This window comes from Hymenobacter frigidus (assembly GCF_014640435.1).
Taxonomy (GTDB): Bacteria; Bacteroidota; Bacteroidia; order Cytophagales; family Hymenobacteraceae; genus Hymenobacter; species Hymenobacter frigidus.
Genome location: NZ_BMGY01000017.1, coordinates 72,667 through 86,038, shown reverse-complemented (window position 1 = coordinate 86,038; position 13,372 = coordinate 72,667). Strand labels below are relative to the sequence as shown.

11 protein-coding genes and 1 pseudogene are annotated in these 13,372 nt (G+C 57.5%); 7 read left to right on the top strand and 5 right to left on the bottom strand.

Features of this window, described 5'->3' with window-relative positions; genetic code table 11:
• Nucleotides 1–266 precede the first annotated feature (266 nt).
• The 4 genes from IEW17_RS21345 to nuoK all read right to left on the bottom strand — a co-directional run bounded on the left by IEW17_RS21345 (nucleotide 267) and on the right by nuoK (nucleotide 5,074).
• On the bottom strand, nucleotides 267–1,862 hold the full coding sequence (locus IEW17_RS21345; RefSeq protein WP_188562081.1) for an OmpA family protein: 1,596 nt from the start codon (nucleotides 1,860–1,862) through the stop codon (nucleotides 267–269).
• Between the two features lie 482 nt (nucleotides 1,863–2,344).
• Complete coding sequence (locus IEW17_RS10950; protein ID WP_188562080.1) at nucleotides 2,345–2,521, bottom strand: hypothetical protein; 177 nt, start codon at nucleotides 2,519–2,521, stop codon at nucleotides 2,345–2,347.
• Nucleotides 2,522–2,675: 154 nt separating this feature from the next.
• Nucleotides 2,676–4,628, bottom strand: coding sequence for an NADH-quinone oxidoreductase subunit L (gene nuoL, locus IEW17_RS10945; RefSeq protein WP_188562079.1), 1,953 nt, complete (start codon nucleotides 4,626–4,628; stop codon nucleotides 2,676–2,678).
• Nucleotides 4,629–4,741: 113 nt separating this feature from the next.
• The gene (gene nuoK / locus IEW17_RS10940; protein ID WP_188562078.1) at nucleotides 4,742–5,074 is read right to left on the bottom strand and encodes an NADH-quinone oxidoreductase subunit NuoK; all 333 of its coding nucleotides are present in this window, start codon (nucleotides 5,072–5,074) and stop codon (nucleotides 4,742–4,744) included.
• Nucleotides 5,075–5,518: 444 nt separating this feature from the next.
• Here nuoK and IEW17_RS10935 point away from each other — a divergent pair.
• The 7 genes and pseudogenes from IEW17_RS10935 to IEW17_RS10905 form a co-directional block, all read left to right on the top strand.
• Nucleotides 5,519–5,635 (top strand): annotated as a pseudogene (locus tag IEW17_RS10935) (IS5/IS1182 family transposase); the annotation flags it as partial.
• Between the two features lie 238 nt (nucleotides 5,636–5,873).
• Nucleotides 5,874–6,482 (top strand): RNA polymerase sigma factor, encoded by a 609-nt coding sequence (locus IEW17_RS10930; RefSeq protein WP_188562077.1) that lies wholly within the window; start codon nucleotides 5,874–5,876, stop codon nucleotides 6,480–6,482.
• A gap of 110 nt (nucleotides 6,483–6,592) precedes the next feature.
• Entirely contained in the window at nucleotides 6,593–6,973 is a 381-nt protein-coding gene (locus IEW17_RS10925; protein WP_229748948.1) for a hypothetical protein, read from the top strand.
• 127 nt (nucleotides 6,974–7,100) lie between these two features.
• Nucleotides 7,101–7,355, top strand: coding sequence for an autorepressor SdpR family transcription factor (locus IEW17_RS10920; RefSeq protein ID WP_188562076.1), 255 nt, complete (start codon nucleotides 7,101–7,103; stop codon nucleotides 7,353–7,355).
• A 36-nt stretch (nucleotides 7,356–7,391) separates the two neighbouring features.
• A complete protein-coding gene (locus IEW17_RS10915) occupies nucleotides 7,392–8,057 on the top strand; it encodes an SdpI family protein (RefSeq protein WP_188562075.1) in 666 nt (221 codons plus the stop codon).
• 408 nt (nucleotides 8,058–8,465) lie between these two features.
• Nucleotides 8,466–8,786, top strand: a complete 321-nt coding sequence (locus tag IEW17_RS10910) for a carboxypeptidase-like regulatory domain-containing protein (protein WP_188562074.1) — start codon at nucleotides 8,466–8,468, stop codon at nucleotides 8,784–8,786.
• Nucleotides 8,787–9,086: 300 nt separating this feature from the next.
• The gene (locus IEW17_RS10905) at nucleotides 9,087–9,584 is read left to right on the top strand and encodes a carboxypeptidase regulatory-like domain-containing protein (protein ID WP_188562073.1); all 498 of its coding nucleotides are present in this window, start codon (nucleotides 9,087–9,089) and stop codon (nucleotides 9,582–9,584) included.
• A gap of 70 nt (nucleotides 9,585–9,654) precedes the next feature.
• On the opposite strand, the gene IEW17_RS10900 is transcribed toward IEW17_RS10905, so the two are convergent.
• Nucleotides 9,655–13,320, bottom strand: coding sequence for an ABC transporter permease/M1 family aminopeptidase (locus tag IEW17_RS10900; protein WP_188562072.1), 3,666 nt, complete (start codon nucleotides 13,318–13,320; stop codon nucleotides 9,655–9,657).
• Between the last annotated feature and the right edge of the window lie 52 nt (nucleotides 13,321–13,372).

Here is a 13,372-nt window from a genome sequence, read left to right as displayed (position 1 = left end):
GAAGCGGGCAATGAACTTCTTGCAGGCCAGGTTCCGCACCAGCGGTGCCGAATGCAAAAGGGTCGTGATTTTGGCAACGAGGCATTGCTTCACGGGAAGGGCGCGCTTTTGGCAGTTGAGGAACTACAAAGGTCGAACCTTCCCGTTTTTATGCCCGATTTTTAGTAGGGTAGAGTGGACCAGCCTCATTCCTTAAGCCACAAAAAAACAGCCCGCTCTCATCGAGCGGGCCGTTTTTTTGACTTAGCGCTTGCCGCGCGGGCGGCTTACTTGCGCTTGCGGACCGGAGCCTTGCGGGCCGGAGCCTTTTTGGCGGGGGCCTTCTTCACAGTCGGCACGCCTGCCGGAGTTGCTTTCAGCTCCGCAATGGTGGGTGCAGCACCGTACTTCACTTCGGCCGAGTTGGGGTCGCCGGTGAGATAGAGGTCAAACTCAACGCGGCGATTCATTGCCTGGCCTTTGGCCGTAGCATTATCGGCAACGGGCTTGGTCTCGCCGTAGCCACGCGATTCAATGCGGGCGGCTGGAACACTCTGGCTCAGCATGTACGTCCGGGCCGATGCTGCCCGGTCGTAAGACAAGCGCAGGTTATAGTCATCGCTGCCTTTGCTGTCGGTGTGGCCAGCAATGCTCATGCTATAATCCGGGTACTCAGCCATGATGGCGGCCAAGTCCTTCAACGTTGGGTACGAGCTAGGCAACAGAACCGCCTTGTTGAATTCGAAGTTGATAAACTTCGTGGCTTCCGACAGGCGCTTCTTGGTTTCAGCCTTAATCTCAGGGCAGCCTTTGTTCGAGGCGGGGCCGGCACGGTCGGGGCAGCGGTCCTGGTAGTCGGGCACGCCATCGCCGTCGCGGTCAAGCGGGCAGCCAGTGGCGTCTACTTTCACGCCAGCAGGGGTGGTGGGGCACTTATCGTCCAAATCAGTTACGCCGTCGTTGTCCGTATCGGGGCAGCCTTGCAGCTCAGCCTTACCGGCCACGTCGGGGCATTTGTCGTCCAGGTCGGTCACGCCGTCGCCGTCACGGTCGGGGCAACCTTGCAGGGCGGCCAGGCCTTTCACGTCGGGGCACTTGTCCTGGTAATCGGGCACACCGTCGCCGTCCTTGTCCAAGGGGCAACCGGTGGGGTCCACGGCCACACCGGCGGGAGTGCCGGGGCACTTATCCTTCTTGTCCGATACGCCGTCTTTGTCTTCGTCCTTCATCTTGCCGAAGGCTACCGTCACACCAGCCTGGTGCAGCAGGAACCGGTCGTACAGCTTGTCGTTCGGGCTGCCGTAGAGGTTATCAACCCGCTCGGTAAAGGCATAGTGCTGGCTGGTGGTCAGGTCCAACGATATGGCATCACTGAGACGGAATCGCAGACCCGCCAAGGCGAATACCTCAGGGCGGCGAATTTGATTAAAAAAATTCCGGCCATTGGCGCGGCCCTGGCTGTTCGTCAAAAACATACCGCCGCCGCCCATCAAGTAGGGCTGGATGAAGAAATCCTCTTTTAAAATCTTGCCGTTGTTGAGTTTGAGCTTCAGGCCCACATCCACCATACCGACACGCGCCTCAAAGTTGTCACCGGCCCGTACTTCGCTGCTGAATTTATACGTTTGATAGTAGCCCAGCAGGGCCACGTCGAACGTTGGCGACAGGTAACGGCTAAGAGTACCACCGCCGCCTACTTCCAGGTCAGGTTCGGAACGGTCCCAAAAATCGGTTCCCATGTTGCCACGGTACTGCAACAGGCCGACATTACCACTGAGGGCCGTCTTTCTGTCAGCGGTTTGGGCCTGAGCCGACGAGGCCGCCATGCTTAGCATGATTGCCCCGAGCGCCAGACCACGCAGAAGGTTAGGTGTTGGATGCATACTTTTTGAGGTGAAGAGATAGAAACGAAATCCGGCGCCGACCCTCCGGCCCGCACTGGGTAGGCTGCTATACTTTACTTATCTAAAAAAGTTGCTCTTCTAACCTCTTCCACTTTTATTGACATCCTTTGAACCGATTGATAACGACTATTATCTCAAATAAACAGTTGCGCTTGACGCCCGCCAATTTGGTTAGCCTGGCAAATTCAACGGCAGCCCCTTACAGCGGCTCTCAGATTAGTATACAGCACATAGCGACGCGACTCTTTGCGTTTTCGGGGCCGCGCCGTTCTCACCGAACTGTTCGACGCCTAGACGCACAGACGCGAAGGGTCGCGTCACTACATTGTTCGTGGAACCGCCATAGTTACATCAATATGGCAGAATAGACACCGTCAGAAGGCAGAAACCCGCAATAACCATTGACCACTAAACGGATTTAGCCATTGGGTCAGGCCTGCCTCATTCGTCAAACTGCCAGGTTATTTTACTCGCGTAAACTTCTCACTTTTCCCACCTGCCGAAACCACTATTTCGTTGGTATCGGGTACGTAGAGCACGGGGACTTTACGAATCTCATCGTCAATCAGCACGCTCCTGGTCGCCTCGTTGTACTTGCTCACCAGGTCCTGCTTGCCTTCGGTGATAAAGGTGTGCACCTCAGCATCGGTAGCTGCATTCTTCCATTCGCCCACCCCTTAGTCGCGGGTGCCTTTTGCACAAGCTACTGCTGCCCAGCAAGTCGATATAAGAAGAAAGTGCGCAACAAATGCTTTCATGTCGCGGAAGTGATTAGAAATATGCGACTAGTGGTTAGAAACGGCTAAAATTCAACCCCAGAATCAGCACGATTCCGATTACCATTAAAATCAGGTACGTTTCTACGGCCCCGGTTTGTACGTAGCGGAGCAGTTGCCCGCCGCCATTCACAGCGCGGCCAAAAGCACCAACAACGGGGTTGATAACGCCGTTTTCCACGAACTTGTAGAGCCCCGATGATAGCCCCATAATTGGCCGCGTGAACAGGTTGTTGTACAGCTCATCGATGTAATACTTGTGATATACCAGGCTCTCGGGGGCCGAGCGGTGCGCCTCATCCTCGGCCGGGCGCTGTGCGCGCGCCACGTAGAATACATAGGCTAGGATGATGCCCAGCAAGCCCGCCGCTACCGATAGACCCATCAGCATCAGCTCGGTGTTATGGTCGGGTTCAGCCGAAAAAACCGCTGGCATAAGGCGTTGCGAATAGGTAAAAATCGGGGCCAGATATTCGGCCAGGTAGTGATGTCCTCCCGTGAACATGGGCGCACCCATAAAGCCGCCCACAGCCGCCAGAATTGCCAGAATGATGAGCGGAAAGGTCATCGAAGCCGGTGACTCGTGCAAGTGGTGCTTCTGCTCGGCGGTGCCCCGGAACTCGCCAAAAAAGGCCAGGAACAGCAAACGGAACATGTAAAACGCCGTCAGAAACGCCGTGAGCAGCCCCATAGCCCACAGTACTTTGTTGTGCTCAAAGGCGTGCGCCAGGATTTCATCTTTAGAGAAAAAGCCCGAGAACGGCGGAATGCCCGAAATGGCCAGACAGCCGATAAGGAAGGTGACGAACGTAATGGGCAGCGCCTTGCGCAGGCCGCCCATGCGGCGCAGGTCCTGCTCATTGCTCATGGCGTGAATGACGGAGCCGGCCCCAAGGAACATCAGGGCCTTGAAAAACGCGTGGGTGAGAACGTGAAACAGCGAAGTGGAGTAGCCCATCACGCCCAGCGCCAAAAACATATACCCTAGCTGCGACACCGTGGAGTAAGCCAGCACCTTCTTAATATCGTTCTGCGCCAAACCGATGGTGGCAGCAAACAGGGCCGTGGCCGCGCCCACAATGGCTACCACCTGCAGCGTGTCGGGTGCGAGCGTGAACAGCACGTTGGCGCGCAGCACCATGTAAATACCCGCCGTGACCATGGTAGCGGCGTGGATAAGTGCCGAAACCGGCGTGGGGCCGGCCATAGCATCCGGCAGCCAGGTGTAGAGCGGTAGCTGGGCCGATTTACCCATAGCACCTACAAACAGCAGCAGCGTGATGGCCGTGCAGATGCCCACGCCATAAGTGCCAAAATCGCCAAGGCTGGCCTTCTGGAACACCTCGGCGTATTGTACCGAGTTGAAGGTGAGGTAAATCAGGAAGATGCCGAGCAGAAATCCCAGGTCGCCAATGCGGTTGATAATGAAGGCTTTCTTGGCCGCGTTGTTGTAGGCCGTATTCTTGTTCCAGAAGCCGATGAGCAGGTAGGAACACAAGCCCACACCTTCCCAACCAATAAAGAGGATGACGAAGTTGGCTCCCATCACCAGCACCAACATGCTGAAAATGAATAGGTTCAGGAAGCTAAAGAACTTGCCCACGTTCTCGTCGTGGTGCATGTAGCCGATGCTGTACACGTGAATCAGGAAGCCCACGCCCGTCACCAGCAACAGCATAATCAGGCTGAGCTGGTCAATCTGGTACTGGAATGGGATTTGCAGCGAGCCGACGGAAATCCAGTCGAACAGCTGCACGGTGTACTGGTACTGAAAATCGAGAAACAGCATCACCGAAATCAGGAACGAGCCCAGCACAGTGGCGCTGCCAATGAGGCCGGCCATGGTGCCGGAGAGCTTGCGGTTCAGCAGCCCGTTCAGCAGGAAACCCAGGAAAGGCAACAGCGGAATCAGGACGTAAATGAACGCAGAATAAGGGGCGTTGGCGCCGGGGAGAACGGTTTCTTGCATGGGAAAGTGACTGAGCGACGGAGCAACTGAGTGAATGAAGCAGCAAGCAACTTTGTGCTAGAGCAAGCTGGCGCGAACACGCAGTCACTCTCTCACGCAGTCACTCGGCTACGCTACCACTTCAAGCGGCTCAACAAGTTGACGTCGGTGGTCTGGAAGTTGCGGTAAATCATGACGATGATGCCTAGGCCGACCGATACTTCGGCGGCGGCCACGGCCATGATGAAGAACACGAAAATCTGCCCGTTGGGGTCGGCCCGGTAGGCCGAAAAGGCCGTCAGCAGGATGTTCACAGCATTGAGCATCAACTCCACGCACATAAAGATGATAATGGCGTTGCGCCGCACCAGTACGCCCGTGACGCCAATGGCAAACAGGGCCGAGGCGAAAAAGACGTAGTACTGAAGCGGAACGGTCCGGATTACTTCGGGGATAGTTTGGTCCATCTATTTGGGCAACTGGCGTAACGATTGGGGGGTAACGCGAATGGCTACCGGCACCGGCGGGCAAAGGTACCCGAAAAACCGCAAGCATAACAAGCCTGGCTCGGGCCTGGCGGGAGGAGCGCAGCCGCCAAATACCAGGGCCAATCTGCTAAGGAGTGTTTACAGTTAGAGCCCGGTTAGAGCCCGGTTAGAGCCCGGTTAGAGCAGCAATCAAGCAATAAGTGGTGCAGTAATTGGTGGCGCGTTTATCAAACCGAGCGGCCACGGCCCGAACCCGTTTTAGGCCGTTGATGGCCCTTTCGAGATGGTTTCGCTCTTTGTAGGTTTCAGCGTCGTGCGCTAACGGAACCGTGCGATTTTTTTTGCCAAGAATTACGGCCGTGGCGTTTTGGACCTGAACCAGCACCCAGGGCCACACGCCAGCTTGCCGCCAGCGGCGAAACCGAGCGCTTCTTCAGCCGCCTCAAGCAGTTTCGACGCTTGGCCACGCGCTACGATAAAACGGCCAGCAGCTTCTTGAGAATGCTCCATTTCGTTTCTGCGTTGCTCTGGCTCCGCTAATTGCCCTTATAGCCTATCTGGGCCTTACTATATTGGGTTTCCAATGCGTATTCATGGTGTCAGGACACAGTGCAACCAACAAAATCCGGTAGTCGCCAATTGCCTAATCGGCATGCCGTCGTCAATAGTACTGCCCCATGGCAACGCTACGTTTAAAAACGGAGGCTATCAAACTCCCGTGACCATAGCCCAGTAAAAGCTAAAGTAATTTCGAGAGGCCCGCGTCTGCTTAGGCACAATGGAAACCCTGGCTCTTTCGCTTCCCTCCCTCGCTCCCATGTCGGCTTCGCAGCAAGACCGCCAGATTGCCGAAGCCGTACGCCAGCAGCGTCCCCGGCTGCTGCAGTTTATTCGGCGCCGTATTCCCGACGAGGCCGAGGCCGAAGACCTCATGCAGGACGTTTTTGCCGAACTCGTGGAAAGCTACCGGATGCTCAAGCCCGTGGAGCAGGCGGCGGCCTGGCTGTTCCGGGTGGCCCGCAACCGCATCACCGACCTCTACCGCCGCAAGCGCCCCGTGAGTTTAGAAGAAGCTTTTGGCGCGGCCGAGGCTTCCGATGACGGCGAAGGGCTGCTGCTGGCCGACTTGCTGCCCGCCCCCGACGACTCGCCCGAAAACCGCCTGCTACGCGAAACCCTCATGGAAGCCCTCAGCGACGCGCTGGCTGAGCTGCCCGCCGCCCAGCGCCAAGTATTTGTGTGGCACGAATTGGAAGACAAAACCTTCCGTGAAATGGAGGCAGAAACCGGCGTTCCCCTCAAAACCCTGATTTCACGCAAGCACTACGCTGTGCTGCACCTGCGAAGGCGGCTACAGAAATTGTACACCGAATTATTTACTGACTGATTTACTAATATTTAGGTTGGCCGATGCACCTCTGGCCACGGCTTATCAGTTAGAACGCCGAATTTATCAAAGCCTATCAGCTCGTTACCTGACTTAATATACCACCTATCATGGACCGTAAATTTTGGCTGCTTCGCGGCCTTCGTTTCTTTTTCTTCGCGGCACTGTTCGTCACCGCTGCCGTGCTCGCCACGCAGGCGTTGTGGAATTGGTTGATGCCCGACCTGTTTCATCTTCCCACTATCGGCCTGGCCCAAACCCTCGGCTTACTCGTGCTGAGCCGAATTCTGTTCGGTGGCTTTCAGGGTGGGCGGCCGGGTGGTTGGGCCCGCAAGCGCCGCGAATGGCAGCAGCGCATGGCCGGCCGCATGGAAAACCTGAGCCCCGACGCCCGCGAAAAATTCCGGCAGCAAATGCAAAACCGCTGCGGCCTGGGCTGGGGCAGCCGACCCGGAAAAACGGCCGAAGAGGCCGCGCAGCAGCATGCTTAGTTGCGGCGGCTCATCGGTCCGAATTACCAACATCGCTGAATAAAAAAGGCGCGGCTCTCTTTTTAAGGGTCGCGCCTTTTTTATTCAGATTTTATTTAGACATTTGTCTAATCATTAAAACAACAAGATGAATGCTCTCTTCAAAGCCCTGAACGACCCCACGCGGCGCGCCATTCTGGAGCGACTGCGCGGCGGGCCAGCCACGGCCGGGGCCATTGCCGAGCAGTTCCAGTTTTCGGCTCCCACCATCAGTCACCACCTCGACTTGCTGCGCCAGGCCGGCCTCGTTACCAGTCAGAAGCAGGGTCAATTTGTGGTCTACACCCTGAACATGACGGTGTTTGACGAATTACTGGGCTGGCTCTACCAATTCAAATCCTAAACCTTTCTCTTTCCTCACTCTTCACTTTTTGTCACCATGAAAAACAACCTCCTCGTTTGGCAATTGCTGACCCTCGTGGCAGTGGCAATTCCGTCGGTGTACCTCGCTTGTGTGTGGGCGGAATTGCCCGCGCAGGTTCCCTCCCACCTCGACACCAATGGCCAGGTGAATGGCTACACCAGCCGCCAGAACCTGTGGCTGTTTACCCTGGCCTTGCCGCTGGGTACGGCCCTGCTGCTCACGTGGCTGCCCTACTTCGACCCCAAGCGCCAACTTGATGCCGGCAATGTCAATTTCCAGAAGCTGCGCCTAGCCGTGGTGGGCCTGCTTAGTGGCATAGCCTGCTGTTCGGTGTACATCGGGCTGCACCCCAATGCCGCTTCGGCCACGGGCATCGCGGTGCTGGTGGGCGGGTTCTTTGTCTTCTTGGGCAACTACCTTACCACCGTGCAGCCCAACTACTTCGTCGGCATCCGCACCCCCTGGACGCTGGAAAGTCCCCGTGTGTGGGCACGCACGCACCGGGCCGGCGGCATCCTGTTTTGCCTGGCCGGACTGCTCATGGTTGGACTCGCGCTGGTGCTGCCCGCGGCCTGGACGTCGCGCATGATGCTTGTGCTGATACTTGGCACTGCGCTTTTCAGCTACGCGTATTCTTACGCCGCTTTTCGCCAAGAAGAGCGCCTGCGCGGAACGGCCTGAGTCGGGGCCCACGAAGCGGCTCAATAGCATTGCTTTACCCTTAATCAGTATCCCTAAGTTGAGCGCATCTGAGGAGGTACGCGTCAGCCCTTGTCACTTAGCAAGTTTTTTATATTTTTTTGTATAAATTTTTGCAGATACTAAAGAGCCCAATGCATCATGCATTGGGCTCTTTGTCTGTTAGGGTCCGGCTTGAGTTATAATTATTTTAGTGCTTATCATATATTAAAAAGTAATTTTCAATGAATAGTGTTTGCAAATGGCCGCAATATACTGTACATTTGTATCGTTCTATTAAAAATAACCAAAGTGCAATTTACTATGAGTATTCGCCTCGCTTCCGTCTTAGTTGCTGTTGGGCTCGTATTCACTGTACTCCCTGGCCGTGCCCAACTCGCTTACACGAATATGGCTGCGCCCACCGAAGATGCCACTAGTGTAGCCTCGGAGGACGACCACAAGGCAGCAACCTACAAAGTGGTGCACGGAGTGGTGCAGGACAAGCAGGGTGTACTAACCGGAGCCACTGTCTGGCTGCATGGCACCCGCAACATCGTGGTAACTAATGCCGAAGGCGAATTTGAGCTACGCATTCCCGCTGACGCCAAAAGCGTGCAATTGACCTGTGGCTACGGTGGCTTGCAAGATGAAGTGGTGAGTCTGGCCCCGGCTCAGGCTCTCGGCTCCATTTACCTGCTTCGCACCAAAACAACTAAGCCGGGCGAATAATCCAGTTTGGCAGCACATACCCTCCTACACACCTTTTTCTGCGAAATTCCTTCTCCTTTCTTCTGCAAAATTCCTTCCCCCGCTGAAAAAAACCTGGTCCGAAAGGCCAGGTTTTTTTCAGTGGGGGAAGGAATTTTACAGGCAGTGTAAAAGGCGGTTTTTTCCTTATGAAATATTTCACCCGTCCAAAAACGCTATTGACCGAAAAAAAGATATTGTTGAACGAAATTGTCTTTAGTACTGCAACATATGCTTGCAAATCTTTATTAGTAGTGATATAACAACTCGATTTTAACTGCTATGCGTACCTATTTCCTCCTAAATCTCGCTTTCTATCTGGTAGCCCCCCTGATTGGTTCGAGCACCCAAGCCCAAACCGCTTTTAATAGCAGCAAATCATACGCTTCAAGCAGCCACAGTACTGGCAGTAGCGACTACGGTATTTCTTCTCCAAACCCCACTGAAACGATGGTGCTCGCGGGCAAAATCACCAATCCCGCCGGGCCGTTGGCGGGTGCGGTGGTTATCCTGACCGCGACCAAGCAAATGACCGTGACCAATGCCGACGGGGAATTTCAGTTTGTGGTGCCCGCCAACGCCGGCGCGCTGGATGCCCGCGTGACCTACGCCGGCTACGCCGATGAAAAAATGACCCTGAATGCCGCCGCCGATGAATCGACAGTGAACCTGGCCAACGCCCAGGTTATCGTAGTATCGCGCAAGCAGCAGCTCAAATTCTACCTCAAAACCGCCCGCAAGGAGGTGAAGCGCAACCTGAAACAGGTGCACAAATCCTGAGCAGCCTCGTTAATCGCAAAAAAAATCCCCGACCAGCGTGGTCGGGGATTTCTGCGTTTGGGAAGCTGGGCTACAAGTCCTTGGTGTTATCGTCGAGCCGCCGGTCGATAATCATGTTGTACGGGTCAACGGCTACGGAGGCAGGCTTTTTACTCACCACAAAGCTCAGCTTGTTGTCGCCCAGGCGCAGGCGGTGCTTTACTAGCAGTAGTGGGGCCACGGGCTTTTTGTCCTTGCCCAACTCGGGGAAGATGGCCACGGGCAGCACGTCGCGCGACTGGTCGGCGGGGCTTTGGTTACCGAGGCTGTCGGCATAGAACTTGGCGCTCTTCACCGTAAAATCGACCTGGTACTGACCGTTGGGCAGCTTCTTGCTGGTGGCGTCGGTCACACGGTTGTCGAACAGGGTGATGCGCTCAAACTGGTCGGTGAGGTAGGGCTGCAGCGAATCGGGGGCGGCCCGGCGCAGGTAGCCGATGAACTCGGGCGAGTTGGTGTAGGGCGGCTGCTGAAAGGCGGTGGCGGCCACGTACTTCTTGAGGGCGCCGTTCAGCTTTTCCTCGCCCATATAGTCCTGCAAGGCATACATCACCACGGAGCCCTTGCGGTAGTGGATGTACTGCTGATTCTCCACCAGCGCCAGCGGCACCTCCTTTTTTTGCTCGAAGGCGCGGCCTTGCAGGTAGCGGTTCATGTCGAACTTAAGGAAGCGCTGCATGGTGCTGGGGCCGTTGTGGTGGCGGAGCACCATCAGGGCCGAGTATTCGGCCAGCGCTTCCGACATGAGCGTGCTGCCCTGCACGGCGGCACCCACTACCTGGTGCCCCCACCACTGGTGCGCCACCTCGTGGGCCGTCACGTAGTAGGGCATGTTCAAATCCTGCGGGTCGTTGTCGTCCACGTCGGCCACGAAGCCAATGGCCTCGGAGAACGGAATGGTGTTGGCAAAGCTTTGAGCAAAGGAAGCATACTGCGGAAACTCCAGGATGCGCACCTGCTGGTGCTGGTAGGGCGAGAAGTTACGGGAGCAGTAGGCCAGCGCGTCTTTGGCGCCCTCGGCCATGCGCTTGAGGTTGTACTCGTGGCCCGGCTGGTAATAGATAACGATGGGGATGGTGCGCCGACCGGCCGTGTCCACCCACTTCTCGGAATAGGTTTTGTAGCGCGCCGACAGGAAGGTGTAGAAGTTTTTCATGGGCCGGTCCATCACGTAGGTGAAGTAACGGCGGCCGTCCTTCACCCACTCCTTTTGGAGGTAGCCGGGGGCCACGGCGGTCTGGTCGGCCTCGGTGCTGACGGTGGTGCGAAAGCGTATCCAGTCGGCGTCGGTGCCGATGTAGGTGTTCTGGCGGGCCTTGAGGTCGTTGACCCTGGCCATGCGGGGTTTGGGCTTGAGGCCGTAGTTTTTGCGGTCCTGGTCGCCACTGATTTCGGCTTCCTCGCGGTAGCCCAGGCCGGGCAGGTAGCCGTTGCTGATGAACGTGCCATTATACACGATATCCGTGTTGGAGCCCGCGTTGGGGAACCCGCGCTCCTGATAAAGCAAGTCCATGCTCAGGGCCAGCGAGTCGCCGGGGGCCAGGGGCCGGGCCAGCCGGTAGATGCGGAAGCCGAAGGTGGTGTCGTTCAGGGCCAGCGTGGCCTGGCCGGGCGCACCCAGCGTCAGGCGGCGCACCCGCGGGTGCCGCTCCACGGGCAGGCTCACCATCACCGAATCCAGCGGCTCCTGGTGCTTGTTGACCAGCATAAACTGCCCGCGGAACCGCACGGCGCGGGTGCTGGGAAAAATGTCGGTATCGAGGCTTACGGCCGTGATGCGGGGCTGCGGCACGTCCTTGTAGCGGCGGTACTTCTGCTCGTAGGCTAGCTGCTGTTTCTCGCCCGCCTTGGGGCTGAGGTACTCATTCAATACGTTGGTGTTGTAGAAGATGTAGGCACCCGCGCCCAGGCTCACGAGCAGGCCCAGCGCCAGCGTGGCGCTGCTGCCGGCGCTCCAGCGGCGGCGGGCTTCGCGCAGGCGGCTGCTGGTATCGGTGCCGCGCACCCAGAGCAGCGTGGCGGCCAGCACCAGCAACAGGGCAACGCCGGCCCACAGCAGCTTGGTCCACCAGAAAGCGGGCAGGAAATGGCCGTAGCCGTTCATGGCCGAGTACGGGCCGGGCGTAGTGCCACCCCCAAAATCGAACAGCCGGTGGCCCAGGCCAATCTGCGGCCGGAACTGGTCGGCCAGGTAATACACCACGATGACGGCGAAGCCCAGGTACTTGTTGTTCACCACCACCTGCGTCACCATGGCCAACACGCAGAGCAGCAGCAGGTACGGCAGCTGGTAAAAGAACAGCGCCTGGACGTACAGGCCGATTTCGTAGTTGAAGTAGCCCTTCGCGGTTTGAATGAGCAGGCCGCACACCATCACCACGGCCATGAGCACCACCTGCACGAGCCAGAGCGCCGTCAGCTTGCTCAGAAACGGTACCCAGTTGGGTATCGGCACGGCGTCAGCAATCTGGGCCACGCCGGCCTGGCGCTCGCGCCACACCAGCTCGCCGCTGTAGAAGATGATGATGGCAAACAGGAACAGGAAGAACGGCCCGCTGGCGATGGTCAGGTACTGGTTGGTCACCGGAAACGTCACAGTGTCGAACGTTTTGCCGGCCTGCGAAGCCGTGGCCAACAGCACGATGACGCCCGCGCCCGCAATGGCCGCGAAGTAGCGGCTGCGCACGATGCCTCTAAATTCCAGCTTGGTGAGGCTCCACCACTGGCTCAGGCTCAGGCCGCCGGAGAAAACCTGCGTCACGCGGGGCAGCAGGCGCAGCCCGCCGGCTATGCTTTGGTCCGTGGTATTGGCCTCCGCCAGCGCGCCCGCCGCCGACTCGCGCCGCACCTTCTTCGATACCTTTTCTGAAGCCAGCGCCGAAAACCGGAACCGAGCGTAGCAAAACGCCAGCAAACCCAGCCCGAAGCTCAGCCACACTGCACGGTTGAGCAGCAGGTAGCTGGACAGGGGCAGCAGCAGCGTATTCTTCTCCGGTGCCGTGAGGTAGCGCGTGGTGAAGTTCAGGGCCGCGAGGCCGAAAGCGTCCAGCGCCGCCACCAGGTGCTCGTTTTTGAGGTCCCGGAGGTAGGCGTTGGCCACCAGGTAGCCCACCAGCAGCAGCACGGCCCCGATGTAGGTGCTCAGGATGTTGCGCGTGAGCGTGGCCGTGGTGAAGAAGATAGCGCCCGTAAACCACAGGTTGGGCAGCACCAGCAGGAGGTAGGGCCACAGGTAGGTGCCCAGCGGAGTGCTGGCCAGAAACCGGTCCTGCTCCATCCAGGGCATGATGCCCGCCAGCCCGGCGCCCAGGCCCAGCCCGCTGAACACGAGCACGGCAATCAGGTACGAGCCCAGAAAGCGCCCACCCAGGTAGCCGAATTTGCTGATGGGCGTGGTGTAGAACAGCGGGTGAGTGCGGTGCTCAAAGTCGCGGTACACCGGGTTGCCCATGAGCGACGAGGCGATGATGACGCCGAACACGCTCAGCACCGTGATGGTGATGGCCACCGAAAACGGCGCGTTGATTTTCACCGCCTGCCCATCGCCGCCGATACTCACGTCGGTGCCCGGCCCGAAGCCGCCGCCCGCCGCCGTGACCAGCAGAAACGCTAGGATGAACAGGATGGCAAAGTAAATCCAGGTAGCCGGGCGCTTCAGCCGGTACTTTAGCTCGAAAAGAAGAATGGGAAGGAACATTTTGAATTAAAAATTATGAATTGAGAATTAAAGATGAGGTGGACGCAGGCCG

Excerpts from the sequence above, each read along its gene's own strand:
- IEW17_RS10910 (WP_188562074.1), top strand. The coding sequence starts at position 8,466 with ATGGCTGCGCCCACCGAAGATGCCACTAGTGTAGCCTCGGAGGACGAC.
- nuoK (WP_188562078.1), bottom strand. The coding sequence starts at position 5,074 with ATGGACCAAACTATCCCCGAAGTAATCCGGACCGTTCCGCTTCAGTAC.
- nuoL (WP_188562079.1), bottom strand. The coding sequence starts at position 4,628 with ATGCAAGAAACCGTTCTCCCCGGCGCCAACGCCCCTTATTCTGCGTTC.
- IEW17_RS10900 (WP_188562072.1), bottom strand. The coding sequence starts at position 13,320 with ATGTTCCTTCCCATTCTTCTTTTCGAGCTAAAGTACCGGCTGAAGCGC.
- IEW17_RS10905 (WP_188562073.1), top strand. The coding sequence starts at position 9,087 with ATGCGTACCTATTTCCTCCTAAATCTCGCTTTCTATCTGGTAGCCCCC.
- IEW17_RS10930 (WP_188562077.1), top strand. The coding sequence starts at position 5,874 with ATGGAAACCCTGGCTCTTTCGCTTCCCTCCCTCGCTCCCATGTCGGCT.
- IEW17_RS10925 (WP_229748948.1), top strand. The coding sequence starts at position 6,593 with ATGGACCGTAAATTTTGGCTGCTTCGCGGCCTTCGTTTCTTTTTCTTC.
- IEW17_RS21345 (WP_188562081.1), bottom strand. The coding sequence starts at position 1,862 with ATGCATCCAACACCTAACCTTCTGCGTGGTCTGGCGCTCGGGGCAATC.
- IEW17_RS10915 (WP_188562075.1), top strand. The coding sequence starts at position 7,392 with ATGAAAAACAACCTCCTCGTTTGGCAATTGCTGACCCTCGTGGCAGTG.
- IEW17_RS10920 (WP_188562076.1), top strand. The coding sequence starts at position 7,101 with ATGAATGCTCTCTTCAAAGCCCTGAACGACCCCACGCGGCGCGCCATT.